Source organism: Collinsella sp. LCP19S3_C9 (genome assembly GCF_052121575.1).
Taxonomy (GTDB): Bacteria; Actinomycetota; Coriobacteriia; order Coriobacteriales; family Coriobacteriaceae; genus Collinsella.
The window spans coordinates 101,404-120,949 of sequence record NZ_JBQKDZ010000006.1 but is presented as its reverse complement, the minus strand read 5'-3'; the positions used below and the strand labels follow the sequence as shown (position 1 = coordinate 120,949).

General features: G+C 58.2%; 16 protein-coding genes and 1 rRNA gene. 12 read left to right on the top strand and 5 right to left on the bottom strand.

From position 1 onward, the window contains the following. Nucleotides 1-91: ribosomal RNA gene (gene rrf / locus ACTQXI_RS04425) — 5S ribosomal RNA — on the top strand; the annotation flags it as partial. Between the two features lie 113 nt (nt 92-204). On the opposite strand, the gene ACTQXI_RS04420 is transcribed toward rrf, so the two are convergent. Continuing rightward, the gene (locus ACTQXI_RS04420) at nt 205-675 is read right to left on the bottom strand and encodes a hypothetical protein (protein WP_441049304.1); all 471 of its coding nucleotides are present in this window, start codon (nt 673-675) and stop codon (nt 205-207) included. 274 nt (nt 676-949) lie between these two features. Here ACTQXI_RS04420 and ACTQXI_RS04415 point away from each other — a divergent pair, with 274 nt between their 5' ends. Continuing rightward, the gene (locus tag ACTQXI_RS04415) at nt 950-1,381 is read left to right on the top strand and encodes an Hsp20 family protein (protein ID WP_441049306.1); all 432 of its coding nucleotides are present in this window, start codon (nt 950-952) and stop codon (nt 1,379-1,381) included. A 101-nt stretch (nt 1,382-1,482) separates the two neighbouring features. Here the strand turns inward: ACTQXI_RS04415 and ACTQXI_RS04410 are convergent, their stop codons facing one another. Beyond that, a complete protein-coding gene (locus ACTQXI_RS04410; protein WP_441049308.1) occupies nt 1,483-2,292 on the bottom strand; it encodes an MBL fold metallo-hydrolase in 810 nt (269 codons plus the stop codon). Nucleotides 2,293-2,340: 48 nt separating this feature from the next. On the opposite strand from ACTQXI_RS04410, the gene tilS reads away from it, so the two are divergent. The 5 genes from tilS (at nt 2,341) to ACTQXI_RS04385 (ending at nt 9,081) form a co-directional block, all read left to right on the top strand. Next, nucleotides 2,341-3,879 (top strand): tRNA lysidine(34) synthetase TilS, encoded by a 1,539-nt coding sequence (tilS, locus tag ACTQXI_RS04405; protein ID WP_441548381.1) that lies wholly within the window; start codon nt 2,341-2,343, stop codon nt 3,877-3,879. A 148-nt stretch (nt 3,880-4,027) separates the two neighbouring features. After that, nucleotides 4,028-4,576: a hypoxanthine phosphoribosyltransferase gene (gene hpt / locus ACTQXI_RS04400; protein ID WP_154517754.1), complete on the top strand. Its 549-nt coding sequence runs from the start codon at nt 4,028-4,030 to the stop codon at nt 4,574-4,576. Between the two features lies 1 nt (nt 4,577). Continuing rightward, nucleotides 4,578-6,725, top strand: coding sequence for an ATP-dependent zinc metalloprotease FtsH (gene ftsH / locus ACTQXI_RS04395; RefSeq protein WP_441049310.1), 2,148 nt, complete (start codon nt 4,578-4,580; stop codon nt 6,723-6,725). 184 nt (nt 6,726-6,909) lie between these two features. Beyond that, nucleotides 6,910-8,094: a pyridoxal phosphate-dependent aminotransferase gene (locus ACTQXI_RS04390; protein WP_154517761.1), complete on the top strand. Its 1,185-nt coding sequence runs from the start codon at nt 6,910-6,912 to the stop codon at nt 8,092-8,094. A 165-nt stretch (nt 8,095-8,259) separates the two neighbouring features. Then, on the top strand, nt 8,260-9,081 hold the full coding sequence (locus tag ACTQXI_RS04385; protein WP_154517764.1) for a phosphatase: 822 nt from the start codon (nt 8,260-8,262) through the stop codon (nt 9,079-9,081). 63 nt (nt 9,082-9,144) lie between these two features. On the opposite strand, the gene rlmD is transcribed toward ACTQXI_RS04385, so the two are convergent. Then, nucleotides 9,145-10,593: a 23S rRNA (uracil(1939)-C(5))-methyltransferase RlmD gene (rlmD, locus tag ACTQXI_RS04380; protein ID WP_441049312.1), complete on the bottom strand. Its 1,449-nt coding sequence runs from the start codon at nt 10,591-10,593 to the stop codon at nt 9,145-9,147. A 349-nt stretch (nt 10,594-10,942) separates the two neighbouring features. Between rlmD and ACTQXI_RS04375 the strand changes: the two genes are divergently transcribed. The 4 genes from ACTQXI_RS04375 (at nt 10,943) to ACTQXI_RS04360 (ending at nt 15,771) form a co-directional block, all read left to right on the top strand. Continuing rightward, on the top strand, nt 10,943-11,803 hold the full coding sequence (locus tag ACTQXI_RS04375; RefSeq protein ID WP_441048882.1) for a transporter substrate-binding domain-containing protein: 861 nt from the start codon (nt 10,943-10,945) through the stop codon (nt 11,801-11,803). A 153-nt stretch (nt 11,804-11,956) separates the two neighbouring features. Next, nucleotides 11,957-12,595, top strand: a complete 639-nt coding sequence (locus ACTQXI_RS04370) for an amino acid ABC transporter permease (protein WP_117655765.1) — start codon at nt 11,957-11,959, stop codon at nt 12,593-12,595. Between the two features lie 53 nt (nt 12,596-12,648). Further along, on the top strand, nt 12,649-13,398 hold the full coding sequence (locus tag ACTQXI_RS04365; RefSeq protein WP_441548380.1) for an amino acid ABC transporter ATP-binding protein: 750 nt from the start codon (nt 12,649-12,651) through the stop codon (nt 13,396-13,398). Nucleotides 13,399-13,695: 297 nt separating this feature from the next. After that, a complete protein-coding gene (locus tag ACTQXI_RS04360; RefSeq protein WP_441548379.1) occupies nt 13,696-15,771 on the top strand; it encodes an elongation factor G in 2,076 nt (691 codons plus the stop codon). Nucleotides 15,772-15,883: 112 nt separating this feature from the next. On the opposite strand, the gene ACTQXI_RS04355 is transcribed toward ACTQXI_RS04360, so the two are convergent. Continuing rightward, nucleotides 15,884-16,867, bottom strand: a complete 984-nt coding sequence (locus ACTQXI_RS04355; RefSeq protein WP_441048884.1) for a DNA/RNA non-specific endonuclease — start codon at nt 16,865-16,867, stop codon at nt 15,884-15,886. Nucleotides 16,868-16,996: 129 nt separating this feature from the next. After that, nucleotides 16,997-18,007, bottom strand: coding sequence for a LacI family DNA-binding transcriptional regulator (locus ACTQXI_RS04350; protein WP_441048885.1), 1,011 nt, complete (start codon nt 18,005-18,007; stop codon nt 16,997-16,999). A gap of 411 nt (nt 18,008-18,418) precedes the next feature. Between ACTQXI_RS04350 and ACTQXI_RS04345 the strand changes: the two genes are divergently transcribed. Continuing rightward, nucleotides 18,419-19,531 (top strand): fructose-specific PTS transporter subunit EIIC, encoded by a 1,113-nt coding sequence (locus ACTQXI_RS04345; RefSeq protein WP_441048886.1) that lies wholly within the window; start codon nt 18,419-18,421, stop codon nt 19,529-19,531. Nucleotides 19,532-19,546 lie beyond the last annotated feature (15 nt).

Sequence of the window (19,546 nt, the reverse complement as noted above, 5' to 3'; positions counted from 1 at the left end):
CGCCCGGTCCCGTTCCGAACCCGGAAGCTAAGCCCCATCGCGCCGAGAGTACTGCGGGGCCAGCCCGTGGGAGGCCAGGGCGCCGCTGACCGGTGGACGGCACCGAGCCGTGCGCTTGGACTGAGAAGGGGGAGGCCTCGCGGCCTCCCCCTTTTTTCGTTTGGGCGTTGTAAACTTAAAGCCCCTACGGCTTAATTGTCTTTTCTATTTGAAGAAAATAAAACGAATGACCAGCGCGATTGCCGCGATGGCAATGATCAGGAGCGCGATTTGGAGCCGGTGCTGTTTGCGTCGTCTGCTAGACGATATAAATATCGATTTTCCTTGCTTCGGCGTCTCTAAATAGCGGGCAGAATGCGTTAGGGTCTGCTTAGGACGAGGCTCTCTTCGTTGTTGCTTAGCGGGTGTTTGGGCCTGCTCCTGGTTGTATGCGCTGTTTTTGGATAAGGGGGCATCTTTGAGATACGCCGATTCGCTCGGTGCGACGCCCATGTGTTTGCGACCTGATTGAGATTCTTCAAGGGTTTGATAACGATTGCGAGTTACATATTCAGGCTCTGTATCGTCAATAGGCTCTTGGGAAATATGGGGACGATGGTAGCGTATGGTCTGCGGATAGGTTGATTTATCGTTCTGCATCTGATCATACGAATTGTCGGAGGCTTGATCGTCCATGATGCCCTTAGGTTGTCATTAATATTGTGTATACGCTCATTGTAAGCCCCAGCTTTGTTTAGCTAGGGCACATTTGGTATTTAAGGCACGGTTCAAAGAACCTTGACCTCATTAAATCTTAGTCATATAGACTTAGATATGCTTATAGATAGAGACTCAAAAAACTTTATATCAAAATGTATATATAAGAAATGGATGGGCATATATTAAAGCGTCAAAAGAAGTCCCTGCCACCTAGAAGATGGCTCGGCAGTCCCTTAAAGGAGTGGTAGTCATGGCAAGCATGGTTCCTTATCGTTCGGTTTTTGGTGTTCGTCCCTCTGCTAGCTCGTTGTTCGATCTGTTTGATGATATGACCGATCTGGCAAACAACTCGATCGCCTCCAAGGCGTTTCCCGTTGATGTTGAGGACAAGGGCGACGGTTACGAGGTTAAGGCCTTTTTGACCGGCGTTGCAAAGGACGACATCGACGTTGAGCTCAATGAGGGTCGTCTTTCCATTAGCGTGAATGTTGAGGAGAGCGAAGAGAACAAGGACAAGAACTACCTGCAGAAGGAGTTTTGCTCTTACAGCGCGACGCGCGGTGTGTACCTGAAGGATGCTTCGAGCGAGGGCCTTTCTGCAAAGTATGCTGACGGCATCCTTACCGTTACGGTTCCTAAGATTGTCGAAAAGAAGAACGTTACGAAGATTTTCATCGACTAACGTTATCGGCCATTAACATCGGTGCCTGAGCTAAGGGGGCTGGGAAGCGATTCCCGGCCCCCTTTTCTATTTGAGACAGCCTACTGAATATTTGAGACGGCCTACTGAATGGTCATGGGCCGATATTGCCCGGCGGGACGTATTGTGAGTTTATGTGGCCCCTCAACGCGGGTGGCGGTGCTACCAAGCTCGTTGTCGAGTGTTGCCCCAAGTGAGCTTGCGTAGCTTTTGACGGTAAGGCTTGGGCGATTGTTGTCTTGGCTAATGTGCATCGCGATAAGCTGCTCGGTGCGATCGGTTACCAGCGCGCGTGCGGCATCGGCGGCCTGATCGTTGGAGAGATGCCCTTTTGCAGACAGGATGCGCTCCTGAAGAAAGCGAGGATAGTCTCCTTGACGCAGCATGGCTACATCGTGGTTGCTTTCGAGCGCGAGAATGCGACAGTCCTTGAGCGTATCGATGGCATGCTTCGACAACTCGCCGGTGTCGGTGGCAAAGCCAACCGAATCACCCTGGGCATCAAAACGGTAGCCGACAGGATTGACGACGTCGTGCGATGTCGAATACGTTTGAATGCGGACCCCGGCAATAGAGAGGGCGTCACCTGGGTCGAATTCCTCAACAGACAGATGTGCAAGGCTTTCCTTTGATGCGAGCGTGCCCCTGCTGGTAAAGACCGGTCCGTTCCAATGTTTGCACCAGACCTCAAGCCCCTTAATGTGGTCGCTGTGCTCATGGGTGACAACAAGGGCGGACACGTCGTCTGCCGAAAGGCCGAGCTCAGCCATGCGTTTGAGTGTTTCGCGGCGGGACAGTCCGTCATCGACCATAATGAGCCCCTGCGGGCCCTCGATGAGTGCGCAGTTGCCTTTAGAGCCGCTGCCGAGGATATGAAGGTGCAGGCGAGACATAAGATTCCAAAGGATACAATGAGTGCTGACGAATAGAGGAGGAAGCGAATGCCAACGGTATCACAGCATTACGGACACCATGCCGTACCCGGGGCAGTCGATGAGACCCGGACGAGGCAGCAGGCTGCTCCTGTGGTGCTCATGGTATCAGGCGGTGCGGACTCGACGGCACTGCTTCTTATGGCGTGCACATCAAAGCTGGATATCCAAGATGGACGCGGCGTTGCCCCCATTGCTCGCGAGCGCCTACATGTGCTTCATGTAAACCATCACCTGCGAGGCAAGGCATCCGACGGCGACGAGGCCTTTGTGCGCGAGCTCTGCGCACAATATGGCTTGCCGCTGTGCGTGGAGCACGCCTATTTTGATGGGGAGTCGGGCAATATCGAGGCGGCTGCGCGCGAGGTGCGTTATGCCGCGGCGCGAAGGTATGTTCGCGAGCTTTGTGCCAAGATGGGGGCGCCGAGAACGGCGGCGCGCATCTGCACTGCCCATACCTCTTCAGACCGCGCGGAAACATTTTTGATGAACGCCATTAAGGGGTCGGGCCCTGCTGGGCTCTCGAGCATTCCCCGCCGAAGGAATATTGTGGTACGCCCCTTGCTCGACCTAACTCATGGCGAGCTTGTGGGCTATCTGCAGGTGCATGGTCAGCCGTGGCGCGAGGACGAGACCAACGAAGATATCTCGTATCTGCGAAACTACGTTCGCCACCGGGTAATGCCAGTGCTGGCGCAGCGTAATGCGAGCGTGTGCAAGACGATTGGTGCCGCCTGTGAGATCTTGGGTGATGAGGATGCGTTTCTATCCCAGTTGTCGGCACAGGCGTTTCGAAGCTGCCTGCGCAAAGAGGCAGCGGGCGCGCTGGTGCTTGATGCCAGACGCCTTGCTGCGGCCGAGGTGGTAATCGCACGGCGCATCGTGCGACTGGCGATTAAACGCATCGATCCGGATGCTCGCCCAGAGATGCGCCATGTGGAGCGAGTCCTCTCCTGTGTTGCCGAGGGTGCGGGTTCGGTTACGCTTCCGGCGGGGATTGACGCACGTGTTGAGTTTGGCATGCTGGCGTTTAAGGCGCCGGCGGCTCGTGAGGGCTTGGTTGCGGACTGGATTACCATACCCGGCCGTATGTCGTTGGGCGGGGGACGTATGCTGGTCACAGAAGCGATAGCCGTTGAGCCGGGATGCGATATCGTGCGCCGCGCCCGTGAGTTTGCGGCTGCTGGGGAAGTGGCAGCTTTGGTGGACGCGGCTGCCCTGGGTTTTGCCAACAGCGATAGCGAGCGGATCTTGGCGGGCTTGCGCGGCGAGGTTCCTGCCGAGGGGCGATTGGCGCGCCTGTGGGTGGACGGTCCCGCACCGGGAGACGTGATGTGCCCGTTAGGCATGAGTGGCCGAAGCAAGAAGGTATCCGACTTGTTGTGCGAGGCTCGTATTCCCGTTTCCGAGCGCACCGGCGTGCCCATGGTAAGGACGGCACCGGGGGGTGTCGTGGTGTGGGTCGCCGGAGTTCGCGCGGACGAACGCTTTAAGTGCACGGCGGCGACGCGTGTGGCCTATCTGCTTCGCGTGGTTGACGCGGATTAGCCCCTCGCACCAGTTTTTCTGTGCGGCGTTGACGGTATTCCCGCGCTGATGGTGCACGGGCTGGAAAATATACCCCGTGCGCTGCTAGAATGTGTAGTTCGCGTCCATACGGCGGTGTGTGGGCGATTAAGCACAAGAAAGGGTTGTCATGGCTTCTCAACATCCGGATATCGAGAAGGTTCTGTTTACGCAGGAGGATATCGACGGTATCGTCTCTCGCCTGGGCGAGGAGATTACGCGCGACTACGCGGGTAAGGATTTGGTGCTGATTGCGGTCTTGCGCGGCGCCGTGGTCTTTATGGGCGACCTGATGCGCAAGATCGAGCTGCCGACCAATATCGATTTCATGGCCGTTTCGAGCTATGGCGACGGTGTGAAGTCCTCGGGCATCGTGCGTATCATCAAAGACCTTGATATCGATATCCGCGGTCGTGACGTGCTGATCGTTGAAGACATTCTGGACTCGGGCCTGACGCTCAAGTATCTGATGAAGAACCTTGAGAGCCGCAAGCCCGCTTCTCTGGAGGTCGCCGCCTTCCTGTGGAAGGACGTTGAGGATCGCATCTCGGCCATTACGCCCAAGTATGTTGGAACCCATTGCCCCGATGCCTTTGTGGTGGGCTACGGCCTCGACTATGCCGAGCGCTATCGTAACCTTCCGTATCTGGGCATTTTGAAACCGGAGGTTTATTCGTAAGATGCCCGACGACCGTAACGACTACAATTCCCAGACACCCCGGGACCCTAAGATTCCGGGGATGCCCGGAGGCAAGAAACCCACACGTACGGGCTGGCTGTATTTTCTTTTGGCTTGCGCACTTCTGGGCTACGCCTTCTTTAATATGGGCTCCGGCTTTGCCAGCTCCAGCAATACCGTTAAGCTCGCGACGAGCGAGATGGTGAGCGCCATCAAGCAGGATCGCGTCGAAGATCTGACCTATACGGTTCAGGACGGAAGTGTGACGGGTCATTACTGGAAGGCGAAAAAGGACAAGGGCGACACGAGTGAGCTCAAGAGCTTTTCCTCGACCTATGTCGGCTCCGATTCGCTTGCCGAGCTCATGGCGGAGCATCCCGACACTAAGTACATCGTCAACACCAACGACCCCGATTTTTGGGGCGACTTGGCGATGAGCGTACTGCCGACGATTGCCCTGATCGCCATCATGTTCTACTTTATGCGCCAGATGATGGGCGCCAATAATAGGAACATGCAGTTTGGCAAGACCAACGCCAAGACCAACGAGGCTACGCGTCCCAAGGTCAAGTTCGAAGACGTTGCCGGCGTGGACGAGGCTGTTGAGGAGCTCGAAGAGATTCGCGATTTCTTGAGCGATCCGGACCGTTATCGCAAGCTGGGTGCCAAGATCCCGCGCGGCGTTTTGCTGGTGGGCCCTCCGGGTACCGGTAAGACGCTACTGGCCAAGGCCGTTGCCGGAGAGGCCGGTGTCCCGTTCTTTAGCATCTCGGGCTCTGACTTTGTCGAGATGTTCGTGGGCGTCGGCGCCAGCCGCGTGCGCGACCTCTTTAAGGAGGCCAAGTCTCAGGCTCCGTCGATCATCTTCATTGACGAGATTGATGCCGTGGGACGTCAGCGCGGAGCCGGTCTGGGCGGCGGTCACGACGAGCGCGAGCAGACGCTCAACCAGCTGCTGGTCGAAATGGACGGTTTTGAGGAAAGCGAATCGGTCATCCTGATCGCCGCGACCAACCGCCCCGATATTCTGGATCCGGCATTGCTGCGCCCCGGCCGTTTTGACCGCCAGGTTACGGTCGACCGCCCGGATGTGAAGGGGCGCGAGCAGATCTTGCGCGTGCATGCCGAGAACAAGCCAATGGATGAGGACGTTAAGTTTGAGAAGCTCGCCCAGATGACCGTTGGCTTTACCGGTGCCGATCTGGCAAACCTGCTCAACGAGTCCGCACTGCTTGCCGCTCGCCGTCATCGCTCCGTGATCTCGATGGACGAGGTCGAAGAATCGATGGAGCGCGTGATTGCAGGACCGCAGCGCAAGGGGCGCGTGATGACCGAAGCCGAGCGCACCACGATTGCCTACCACGAGAGCGGTCATGCTCTGGTGGGTCACATCCTGGAGCACTCCGATCCGGTTCACAAGATTTCGATTGTCAGCCGCGGTCAGGCTCTGGGCTATACGCTGCAGCTTCCGCAGGAGGATCACTTCCTCAAGACCAAGAACGAGATGCTCGACGAGCTTGCCGTGTTCTTGGGCGGTCGCGTTGCCGAGGAGCTCATGTGCGATGACATTACATCGGGCGCGAGCAACGATCTGGAGCGCGCGACCAAGATGGCGCGCGAGATGGTTACGCGTTTGGGCATGAGCGAGGAGCTGGGCACGCAAGTGTTTGGCGAGGCGCAGCATCAGGTGTTCCTTGGTCGCGATTATGCCGATCACCAGGATTACTCCGAGGAGACGGCGCGCCGCATCGATATCGAGGTTCAGCGCATCATGCGTGAGGCCCATCGCCGTGCTGTTGAGATTTTGGATGCCCGTCGCGATCAGCTCGATCTGATGGCGAAGGTGCTGCTTGAGCGCGAGACCGTCGAAGGCGACGCCGTGAACGCCCTGCTCGACAACGATTGGGATGCCTACCTTGAGCGCGAGGGCGACATTCTGGCAGCCAAGGAGGAGCGCAACGCCAAGGCGGGCGGCGTGCCGACCAAAAAGCGCACGCCTCGTATGAGCGAGGAGGAGCTGGCAGCTGATGCCGCAGCTTTTGCGCAGGCGGCCATGCAGGAAGATGCCGAAGTCGCATCCGATAGCGCTGACGATGTCGAGGCTGCTGACACAAAAAAGGCCGATGGCGACACCGAGGCCGACGAGTAGTCTTTGTCGTGAGAGCCTCCGCGGGGAAACCTGCGGAGGCTTTTTGAGCGATATGGGGCCATCTGTTGATTGGGGACAGACTTAAATGAGCGTTTTCACGCATTTAAGTCTGTCCCCAATTAACATTGCTGCGGTACTTTGCTTGACTAAAGCGTACAATACCGCCTATGCGAAAGGGGAACAGATGATCAACGAAACCATGTTTGCTCGCGGCGCGGAAAGCTCTATCATCCGCGAGATCTTTAGCTATGGACTTGAACGCAAGGCACAGATCGGTGCGGAGAACGTATTCGATTTTTCGCTGGGCAACCCGAGTGTTCCGGCGCCCGCTGCCGTGGCGGAGTCCATCAAAAAGGCCTTGGAGCTGCCGAGCGACCAACTGCACGGATACACGCCCGCACCAGGCCTGCCGCAATGTCGTGTCGCTGTGGCCGAGTCGCTCAACCGTCGTTTTGGCACGAGCTATGAGGGTAAAGATGTCTTTATGACCGTGGGTGCGGCGGCTTCGCTCACCTGCACGCTCAACGCTGTTACCAATCCCGGTGACGAGGTCATTGTTATCGCCCCGTACTTTCCGGAGTATCGCGTGTGGATTGAGAAGGCCGGCTGTACGTGTGTCGAGGCACCCGCCGATGAAGACACGTTCCAGCTGAGCGTGGGCAACGTGCTCAAGGCGATTACTGATAAGACGGCGGCCGTCATTATCGACTCGCCCAACAACCCGACCGGTGCCGTATATACGCGCGACACGCTGACGCGACTGGCCAATGTTCTGCGCGAGGTCAATGCCAAGCGTGATCCCGAGAATCCGATTATGCTCATCTCGGATGAGCCGTACCGCGAGATCGTGTACGGTGCCGAGGTGCCCTGGGTACCCTCAATCTACGAGAACACCGTCGTGTGCTATTCGTATTCCAAGTCGCTGTCGCTGCCGGGTGAGCGTGTGGGTTGGATTTTGGTTCCCAACACCAATCCGCAGGCTGCTCGCCTTATGCCGGCCGTCGCCGGTGCCGCCCGTACACTGGGTTTTGTGTGCGCACCGGCGCTCTTCCAGCGCGTGATTATCGACTGCATCGATGAGCCGAGTGATGTCGAAGCCTATGCTCGCAACCGAACGGCGCTCACCGACGCATTGGCGGAGTACGGCTACACCTACGTTGAGCCGGACGGCGCTTTCTATCTGTGGGTGAAGGCGCTCGAGCCCGACGCAAACGCTTTTTGCGAGCGTGCAAAGAAGTACGAGTTGCTCGCGGTGCCTTCGGATAGCTTTGGCATGCCGGGTTGGTTCCGCTTGGGTTATTGCGTGAGTTACGAAACGATTATCAATTCGCTACCAGCTTGGAAACAGTTGGCGGACGAGTATCGTTAAAAGCAGAGCGCTCTGCCTACAATGTTTTACGTGAAACGGGGTTTGGTGTTAAACCGGACCCCGTTGTCGTGGACGTTGTGTCTTTGGGATGGAGCGGTTTTACGACTATCGAAGGCTATGCGTACAATGAATATACGCGACGGCCATACCAGATAAGGAGACCTGATGCCCTACCTGCTTTCCTGTGACATTCATACCCATACGATGTTCTCTGCGCATGCATATTCGACCATTGAGGAGAATGTGTACTGGGCGGCAGAGCGTGGCCTGCAGGTGCTTGGATCTGCCGACCATCTGAGCTCTATGGTTACGGCTTGCCCCAATGACCTGCGCAGTTACCAGTTCTTTATCAACCAGGATATATGGCCGCGCATTTGGAGCGGCGTGTTGGTGCTGCGTGGCGCCGAGGCCGATATCGTTTCGCTGGACGGAAGCCTGTTTGGCGAGGACACTCCTGTCACGCTCGATATTGCCGGCGATTCGTACAGCCGTCAGCATTCGCTGTTCGATCGGGTTACGCGTAATTTGGATTATTTGGTTGCAAGCGTGCATAATCCGCAGTTCGCTGAAGGCGCGACGCTGGCCCAGACGACCGAGATGTATATCAATGCTCTGGAGCACCCCAAGGTGTTTATGCTGGGGCATACGGGTCGATCGGGCGTGCCGTTCGATATCGACGAGGTGTTGCTTGCTGCTAAGGCTAAGCATAAGATCATCGAGATCAACAATCACAGTCTTGAGCATGGCGCGGATGCCGAGCATTGGGACGTGTGCCGCAAGATTGCCGAGCGGTGCGCCGAGCTGGGCGTGGGGATTGGCGTCTCGACCGATGCGCACATTGGTATGGCAATTGGTAAGCTCGACCAAGCGCGCAAGATGCTCGACGAGATTCACTTTCCGCTGGATTTGATCGTGACGCGCGACCGCGAGACGCTACTGCGCGAGATGGCGGCAGCCGGCGTGTGTGACCTGCGCAAGAGGATGTAGCGGAGTTCATAAACCAAGTAAGGGGGCGGCCCAGACGGGGCGCCCCCTTCTTGTACCGGTGGATTAGCGGCGCTCGAGGACCGCTACAGTTTCGGTGTGGTCGGTATGGGGGAACATGTCGACGGGCGTGATCTTGAGCAGGCGATAGCCACCGTCGAGGAGCTGGTGCAGGTCACGCTCTTGGGTCACAGGGTTGCAGCTGATATAGGTGATGCGGCGAGGTCTAAGCGCGCAGGCGGCTTCGAGGAACTCGGGGGTAGAGCCGGCACGCGGCGGATCGATGGAAAGGACGGTGACGCGCTCGTTGTTGTCGGCGGCATCTAGGATGTAGTCGGTGGCATCGTCGGCCATAAACCAGGCGCTGCGGGTAAGACCGTTGAGCTCGGCGTTGCGGCGTGCGTCGGCAATGCCCGCCGGGTTGCGCTCCACGCCAAGTAACATGATGCCGATGCCCTTGTTCTGAGCTTCTTTAGCTGCGCAAAGACCGATGGTGCCGCTGCCGCAGTAGGCATCCATGAGAACATCGCCCTGGTGCAGATCCATACCGTCGATAGCGAGCTGGTAGAGCAGCTCGGTCTGCTGCGGGTTGGTCTGGTAGAACGCGGTGGGGGAGATATCGAACTCGCAGCCGAGTAGCTGGTCGCGCATGCATTCAGCGCCATACACGATGTGGGTTTCCTCACCCAGGATGGCGTTGCCAGGGCGTCCGTTGATGTTTTGGGCGACGGTGACGATACGCGGATCGAGTGCGGCGATGGCCTCAAAGAATTCCTGCGCATGCGGCAGGTCGCGCTGGGCGGTAACGAGGGTGATCATGATCTGGTCGGTGCGCCAGCCGCAGCGAACGACGGCATAGCGAAGCAGGCCCAGATGCTTGTCCTCGTTAAAGGCGGGAATGTGCAGGCGCTCGGCCTCACGCGCAATGCCGTTAAGAATCTGACGGGCTCCCGGTGCCTCGACGGGGCATTCGGGAACAGCGACGATTCTGTGCGTGCCGCGCTCAAAAAAGCCGCAGCGGACAGCGCCCCCTTTGCCGGGGGCAAAGGGAGTGGCGGCCTTATGGCGAAAACCACGCGGCGCAGGATATTTGCCCGGGTCGCCCAGAGTAACGTCCATACCGCGAATGGGATCGACGGTTATGCCCTCACGCTCGCAAAGAGCAGCAAAAAGTTCTTCCATGGCAGCCTGCTTGGTCGCCAGCTGCTTCTTATAAGGCCTGTTGAGCGCCGTGCATCCACCGCAAGCTTTCATGATGGAACAAGGCGACTTGGGATCAACGGCCTTATGAGCGGACCGGGACGACTCATTATGCGAGCGCTTGGAACGAGCTTGAGGCGCCTTATCCTCGCTCCGACGAAAGCTGGGGCGCTTGGTCTTAGCCTTGCCCTTGGCCGACTTACCCTTCGCATCCTGAGACGACTTGGATTTCTTGGAAGATTTTTTCTCCTCCGACCCCTCAGCCGCCTCGATCAAAGCACGACGAGCCTTACGCTCCGCACGAGATTCTGCCATGAAGTAACCCCACTAATTTATAAATTGAAATCTGAAAGCATTGTACCGTGCCAAGCTAGCAGACGATATACAAGCGTCCACTTCACGTTAGTGATAAGTCCAACGACGTTTGCCCGGCGCGGGCGGGGAGCGGCGCGTAATTAAGTTTATCGCGAGTTCCGCACGCAAAGGAAAGCACTTAATGTGCTTTCCGTCTTGCGCAGGACTGTAGAGCAGGAAACTTAATTACGCGCCGCTCCCCGCCCGCGCCGGGCAACTTCTCCCTTGTACTCTATCAAGGTAAAGTGTATGATTCTGGGCGTTACATGAATCACTTTACTTAACTAAAGCGCCATCAAGGGGGAATACCATGAATACCGATATGTCTCGTCGTCAGTTTGTTGGTCTAGCCGGCTCGCTCGCCACGGTGCTTGGCCTTGGTCTTGTCGGCTGCGGCGGTGGTGCCGACAAGGGTTCCACTGCCGGCTCTGCTGCGGCAAAGGACGCCAAGGGCGCTGTGGAGTCTAAGAAGCTCGTGGTGGGCTTTGACAAGTCCTATCCTCCGTATGGCTTTGTGGGCGACGATGGCGAGTACACCGGCTTTGATCTCGATTTGGCCAAGGCAGTTGCCGATAAGCAGGGCTGGGAGGTCAAGTACGAGGCCATCGACTGGGACGCCAAGGATACGCTGCTCAACTCGGGCGCCATCAACTGCATCTGGAACGGCTTTACCATGGAGGGCCGCGAGGACGACTACACGTTCTCCGAGCCGTACATGCTCAATGAGCAGGTGCTGGTGGTCAAGAAGGATGCGGGCATCAAGAGTTGGGACGACCTTGCCGGCAAGACCGTGATTACCCAGACCGATTCTGCCGCGCAGGATGTGCTAGAGGGTGACCAGAAGGATCTGGCGGCGACGTTTGCCACGCTCGATACCATCGGCGAGTACAACACGGCTTTTATGCAGCTCGAGAGCGGCGCGGTCGATGCGGTGGCTTGCGACCTTTCGATCGCCCAGTATCAGCTTGCCGCCAAGCCCGATGCCTATACGCAACTTGACAAGCCGCTGTCCAGCGAGCACTACGCCGTTGGCTTTAAAAAGGGCGACACCAAGTCGGCCGACGCCGTGACCGAGTCGCTTAAGGCGCTCTATGAGGACGGTACAGTCAAGGACCTGTGCGACAAGTATGCGAGCTACGGTCTATCCTTCGACAACTGGGTTTTGAAATAGCCACAGCACCCAACCTTGCGGCTCCAACCCTCCTCGCGTACCAAAGTACGCTTCGTCGGGCTTGTCGCTCGCAATCTTGGGCACTGTGCCTATTTCAATTAACACCTGCTGTTCTGTTGCTGTGAAAGAGAGCTTGGGTTGTCTATTCAGGTCATGATGCAGATGCTTGGCCAGGGTTTCTTGGTCAGTTTGCAGTTGTTTGTGCTCACGCTGTTGGGCTCGATTCCCTTGGGAATTCCCGTGGCGTTTATGCGCATGAGCAAAATCGCGCCGCTGCGTTGGATTGCGCGCATCTACATTTCGGTCATGCGCGGTACGCCGCTCATGCTGCAGATGTTTGCCATCTACTTTGCTCCGTATTATGTCTTTGGTATTTCGCTCACGCCCGATTCCAAGTGGACGGCGTGCGTCGTGGCATTCATCATCAACTATGCCGGCTACTTTGCCGAGATCTATCGCTCGGGTTTGCAGTCTATCCCGCGTGGTCAATATGAGGCCGCCGAGGTGCTGGGTTACTCACGCCTGCAGACGTTTTTGTACATTGTGATGCCGCAGGTCGCCAAGCGCATTTTGCCGGCGATGGGCAACGAAATCATCACGCTGGTCAAGGACACGTCGCTGGCGTTTGCCATCGGCGTGGGGGAGATGTTCTCGACGGCCAAGGCACTGGTTGCCTCTCAAGTGAGCATGGTGCCGTTTGCGATTGCGGCACTGATCTACTGGGTCTTTAACTTTGTGGTCGAGATGCTGCTGGGCGCCGCCGAAAAGCGACTTGACTACTACCACGACTAGCCTGTTCCGTCGTGCTTTTCAAACACATGGAGGTTCCCGTGTCCGGAACGGTAATGAATATAACGAGCGCGCGCAAGGCGTTTGGTGGCAATGAGGTGCTCAAGGATATCTCGCTCGAGGTAAAGCGCGGCGAGGTCGTGGCGATTATCGGACCTTCGGGCGGCGGTAAGTCAACGCTGTTGCGCTGCGCCACGCTGCTCGAGACGCTTGACGGCGGCTCGCTTTCGTTTGGTGATCTAGCCGTTGCGACGGATGCGGGATCGGGTACGGTGTATGCGAAAGGCGATGTGCCCAAGCAGGCGCGCTCGCGCTTTGGCCTGGTGTTTCAGAACTACAATTTGTTCCCGCATTATACCGTGATGAAAAACATTACCGACGCTCCGATCCGCGTGCTCAAGCGCCCGCGCGGGCAGGTCGAAGCACGTGCGCGTGAGTTGATCGCGCAGATGGGGCTTAAGGGCAACGAGAACAAGGTGCCATGCGAGCTTTCGGGCGGTCAGCAGCAACGTGTGAGTATTGCGCGCGCCTTGGCGCTCGATCCAGAGATCTTGTTCTTCGATGAGCCGACCTCGGCACTCGATCCCGAGCTAACGGCCGAGGTGCTGCGTGTCATTAAAGACCTTGCCGCGCAGAATATGACGATGGTGATCGTGACCCATGCGATGCAGTTTGCGCGCGATGTTGCCGATCGCGTGGTCTTTATGGACGGCGGTCGCATTGTCGAGGAGGGTCCTGCCGAGCAGGTTATCGGTCATCCGCGCGAACGGCGCACACGCGAGTTCCTGAGCCGTATCGAGGGATAGGCTCAAGTAGACATTGAGGCGAAACCGCTGCAGGTCTTATGGCCTGCGGCGATTTTTATTTGCGCCTATGGGGCTTAATAACCGCCTCAGGCGTTTGCCCCCTCCTCTCGCCGCCCGTATTCATACGTGCGCCGAAAGGTGTGCATGGACAGTCGCCCGCGAGGGTAGGGTGGTGGCATAGGACATTTGGAGGGTGAGCCGGATCGGCTGCCGACCATGCTGCTCCCGGGACGGCATCGACCGCGAACTCTCCCCGTTGGCATCGCGCATTGCGCGCGGCCCTGCAAGGAGGTCATCATGGGTGCTCCCAAGACCGGTAATGTAAGGAACGTGGTGCTCGTAGGCCAAGGTGGGGTGGGCAAGACTTCACTCGCCGAGGCCATGCTCCACCTTTCCGGCAAGACCGCCCGCCTGGGCGGCCACGACGGCACCAAGCCCACGCTCGACTATGACCCCGAAGAGGTCAAGCGTGCGTTTTCCATCTCGACGACCATTGCGCCGATCGACTGGAAGGGTGCGCGCATCAATGTGCTCGATGCCCCGTGCTACCCCGATTTTATCGGCGACGCCTTTGCCGCGATGAGCGTCTGCGAGACGGCTCTGTTTGTGGTCGACGCCGAGGCCGGCCCGCAGCCTACGACGGTTAAGCTCTGGTATGCCGCCGAGGACCTGCGTCTGGCGCGTGCGGTGTTCGTAAACCGCCTGTCGCGCTCCGAGGCCAGCTTTGCGACCACGATGGACCTGCTGCAGGAGCGCTTTGGCACGCGCCTGGGCGCCGTGACCCTTCCCTGGGGCGAGGGCGAGGACTTTGACGGTATCATCGACCTGGTGTGCATGAAGGCGCGCCATTGCAACGGCGCCGAAGCCGTTGAGTCGGAGATTCCCGAGGAGTATCGTGCCCAGGCCGAGGAGGCCCATGACCATCTGTGCGAGCTGGTGTCCGAGGCTGACGACGAACTGATGATGAAGTACTTGGAAGGCGAGGAGACGCTGACGCAGGAGGAGCTTGAAGGCCTGCTGTCGAAGGCGATCGCCGAGCGCATCTTTGTGCCGGTCTTTGCGGGCGATTGCATTAAGGAGCAGGGCGTCAACTCGCTGATGGACGACATCGCCACGTACTTCCCGGCGCCGACCGACTATGGTGAAATGCCGCTCATCGACGGTGATTCGCTCAAGATCTCGAGCGACGATGACCGCCCGGTGGCGTTTGTGTTTAAGACCCTGGCCGATCCTCAGCAGGGTCGCATCAGCTTCATCAAGGTGCTGACGGGTACGCTTGAGCCGGGCCTTGAGCTGATCAACGCGCGCACCCGCAAGAGCGATCGTCTGGCTCACCTGTATGTGATGTGCGGCCGCGACATGACCGAGGTCGGTCACGCCTATGCCGGCGATATCATCGTGGCGCCCAAGCTGGCGGCCGAGACGGGCGATACGCTCTCGATTACCGGCAAGGTCGAGGCTGCGGCGTTTAAGTTCCCCAACTCGCAGTACCGCATCGCCATCGAGGCCGAGAATCGCGGCGACGAAGAGAAGCTCTACACGTTTATCGAGAAGGCATGCAAGGCCGATCCAACCATGAGCATCGACCGCGACGAGGAGACCGGCCAGACCATCATTTCGGCGGTGGGCGAGGCGCAGGTTTCGGTCCTGCTCAATCGTCTTGAGGACCGTACCAAGGTCGCGGCCAAGAGCGTGCCGATTCGCATCCCGTATCGCGAGACCATTCGCCGCACGGCAACTGCCCAGGGCCGCCACAAGAAGCAGACCGGCGGCGCCGGCCAGTATGGTGACTGCTGGCTGCGCGTAGAGCCGCTCATTGGGCCCGACGGTACGAGCGACGGCTATGAGTTTGTGGACGAGGTCGTAGGCGGCCGCATTCCGCGCTCGCTCATTCCCGCCGTGGACAAGGGCGTTCAGGAGACCATGAAGGACGGCATCATTGCCGGCTACCCGCTTACGGGCATTCGCGTGGCTGTGTACGACGGCTCGTATCACAGCGTCGACTCCAACGAGATGGCGTTCCGCGCGGCGGCTCGCATCGGCCTGCGCAAGGCATGCGCCGACGCCGACCCGGTGGTGCTGGAGCCCATCGAGGAAATCACGGTGACTATTCCCGAGAGCTACGCCGGCGCCGTGATGGGCGACATCTCGGCCTCGCGCGGTCGCGTGACGGGTATGGAGACCGATGAGCGCGGAGACACCGTGGTCATCGCTCAGGCGCCTCTCGCCGAGCTGACGGATTACTCGACGCGTCTGCGCTCCATCACGCGCGGCACGGGCGACTTTACCATGAAGCCTGCGGGCTATGAGCAGGTGCCTTATGACGTTCAGGCCAAGCTGGTCGAGCGCTATGAGGAGGGCCGTGCCAAGTAGCGTTGGGCGTTGCCTGTAACATACATGCCGATGCAAGGGCCGCTCTGGGCAATCCAGGCGGCCCTTTTTGATCCCTGGGGGGTTGCAAACCGGTTCTTGTCGTGGCTCGGGGCTAGTCTCCCGAGGCCTGATTGCGGCCGGTAGCGTAGTCGATCTGCACATGCGGCTGCAGGTTGTAGCAGTACACGTGGAAGCAGAGGGTCTTGCCGTGGTCCTCGACCGATTGCGCCTCAAGACGCACGCCACGGCAGACGAGTTCCTCTTCGTTGTACATGGGCGTGACACGGTAGAGCACATGGTTGCCCGTCTCGCGGATGTAGCCGAGAATCTGCTCCTCAAATGGCAGCATGCCCGTTTCGTTGAGATAACGCGTGCCGGTGAGGAGATTCTTGCGGTTGGCGTTTTCGCCGCAGAGCGACCAGGCGATGAGGTGACAGCGGTTGTAGAGGCTCTGGCCCGGAATAAAGTCGTAGCGCTGCTGGCGCCATCCGGCGGGATGGATACGCGAGATATCGCCGCGCTCGCCTTGACCGAGCGATTCGGGGCCCACGCAAGCGAGCGCTTTGCGGGTGCGGCCCAGGCTGTCGAGCTTGGAGAACTTCTTAAAGCAACCTTCTTCTGTAGCGCGCTCGTATTCATCGAGCGTGAATGATGGTGTGCCCAACGGGTGCGTGCTGTCGGCTCGCAGGGCAACATAGGGGTTACCCGCGTAGTCGGGAATGCTGCTGAGGTATACGCCGCGGGCGCGGTCGAGATTGGGGTTTTCGACCTCGTCGATGGGGGTGGCGGGGCTATCTGTGGAAGTGTCGTCACCGGTGCCGGTTGCGGCGGAATCGGAGCCATCGCCAGCGTCCTGGCTTTTTTGAGAGTCCGAGGAGCTCGCTGTTCCCGATTCGAGTCGGGCAACCAGGTCTGCCTCGTCGTCGGTGCGGCTGGGACTCTCGTCTTGCTTCTCGGCCAGGGCTACCGCCTGCTCATCACTTTGCGGCGAGAGCAGTCTGGGCGCCCCGTCGAGCGATCCCGTAAACAGCGCAAACCCCAGCACCACAGCGGTGCCGATAGAAAGTGCTTGCTTGTAGGCGGACTTGCGCGACATGGTGACTCCTGGACGGACGGTTGGGAGTCTACCAGTCTAGCAGGAGCCGCCGAGGGGCGTTCTATCGAACAAATACTTAAGATTTGGGACAAACGCTACGGATTCATTTGCCTCATTTTTGACGTATGGCTAGATCGAGGTAGAACCGAGCCAGTTGAGCTTGCATTCGAGAATACGCTGCTCACCGGGCGTGCTGCTGCCATCGAGTAGCGCGAGGAGCATCTCGGCCGCCTCTCTGCCTTCCTGGTCGACGGGCTCGATGATGGTGGAGACGGTCGGCGTGGTGAGGTTGGTCCAGTCTTCGCAGTTGAGTCCCAAAAGGCCGATTTGCTGCGGAAGCAGATGGGCCATGGGCTGGAGGGCCTTGTAGACACGGGGAAGTGCCCACTGATTTTGCACGAAGATAAGGGTTCGCTTGGCGGGGTTGAGCTTGTATTTAAAGTACTCGGTAAGCTCACTGACCGACGGCTTGTTGTGGTCGATGGAAATCGCTTTGTAGAGCTGTCCGTTCGCTGCCAGCGCCTCGGCATACCCCTGAAAACGCTCCATGCGGGTGCGCATTTCGGTCATGTTGGCGGCAATGGAAAAGAAATCTTCGTAACCGGCGTCGAGGAGTACCTGCGTGGCGTTGTACACACCGTCGTAAAGGTTGGTCTTGATCCAGCTGGTACCTGGGCTATAGATGGCCGCATCGAAAAAGACGACCGGCTTGCCGGCGCGTCTAATGCGGTCGTGCACGGCTTTGAAGTTTGCCGTGGGCTGGATGATAAAGCCATCGACGCCCAGCGAGAGCATTTTGTCGACATACATGAGCTCGGTCTCGGGGTTAAAGTTGCTCGTGCAAACAACCGTCTGGTAGCCCGCGGGGAGCATGACCTGCTCCATACCGTTGAGGACGAGGCCCGCCCATTTGTTGGTGTTATCCAAGATGATGATGGCGATGACGCGGGTCTGTTTGCCGGTGAGTGTTTGCGCCTGGGCGTTGGGGACGTATCCCAGCTCCTTTATAACGCGCGCGATCTTTGCCTGCGTTTTGTCGCTGAGCTTGTCTCGTTTGTCGTTGAGGTAATACGAGACGCTGGCTGTTGAAGTTCCCGCCTCGCGGGCGACGTCTGCGATCGTAACGCGCTGTTTGGTCACAGCGACTCCTTCCGACAAATTGCGTTGTTTGGCGCGGTGGTTCACGTTCGGGTTGCGGGCACACGATTCTGCCTGTCCTTTCGCCCTTTTATGAGTATGCAACAATACCGTATCCGTGGGGTCCGAAATTCGTGGCGGTTATGCAAGCCTGCCGTCTACCGAGAAATCTAAATACTTCTTGACTTTTAAAAAAGAGATCAAAAACGCAGGATTCATTTTTGGTTAAACGCATAACTAAATTGCATAACCAACGCTCTGACCTGCGCGTTTACCGAAATAAGCTGGTATTAAGAAAAATGAGCACTTATATTGGTCTTGTCGAAAAGACAGCAAGTCCAAACGGCAGGGGATGCTCCGGAGGCCTCCGCAAACGGTGTCTTGCGCACGCAACTCTATGAAAAGAGGGAAGCAATGAAGATCGTAGGCGTTGCCGCCTGTACCGTGGGTATCGCCCACACGTATATGGCCCAGAAGGCGATTCAGGATGAATGCGCCGCCCGTGGCATCGAGTGCAAGGTCGAGGCTCAGGGTGGCCTGGGTATCGAGAATGAGCTCACGCAGGAAGACGTGGACTCCGCCGACCTGGTCCTGGAGTCCGTCGACGTGGGTGTCGAGAACGAGGACCGTTTTGAGCAGAAGATGGCCGAGGGCAAGTTCCTCAAGGTCGGTACTTCCGATGTGATCGCCGATCCGGCCAAGATCATCGACCAGGCTGTTGAGATTATCAAGGCGACGGGTGGCGCCGTTGACGCGCCCAAGGCCGAGGCCAAGGCAGAGAAGAAGGCCGTCTCCGCTGCCCCGCAGGCCCCGACACCGGCGTCCAAGCAGTCTATCTTTGCCGATCCTGGCAAGACGCTGCTCAATGCATTCAATACCGGCGTTTCCTATTTTATCCCCATTGTCGTTATCGGTGGCGTGTTCCTCGCCTTCTCGTTGGCATCCGGTACTGCCGGTGCTAACGGCATGGAGGTCACCAACCCGTTGATGGTGAGCCTTAACACCATCGGTATGGCCGGCATCTCTATGATGATTCCGGTGCTTGCGGCATACATCGCGTACTCGATGGCCGGCAAGCCCGCGCTTGCCCCCGGTTTTGTCCTGGGCTACTTGGTCAACAACGCCGTCGTCACCCCGAGTGGCAACAGCGTTTCGACCGGCTTCTTGGGCGCCATGATCATGGCTGTCATCTGCGGTTACTTTGTCCGCTGGATGAAGACCTGGAAGGTCAACAACACCATCCAGACCATCATGCCGATCCTGATCATCCCGATTCTGACCTCGCTCGTCCTGGGCATGGCCTACATCTACATCCTGGCCACGCCGCTTGGCTTTGTGATGGATTGGCTCACCAGCGTGCTCGGTAGCCTGCAGGGCGGCTCCGCCGTCGTCCTGGGCCTGGTCATTGGCGTTATGACCGCCTTCGATATGGGTGGTCCCGTCAACAAGACCGCTTCGACCTTTACCATGGCCATCATGGCCTGCCAAGTTTTATTATGTATTTCAGATACTAAGATTTATTTTTAGTCGTTGATAGGTCGA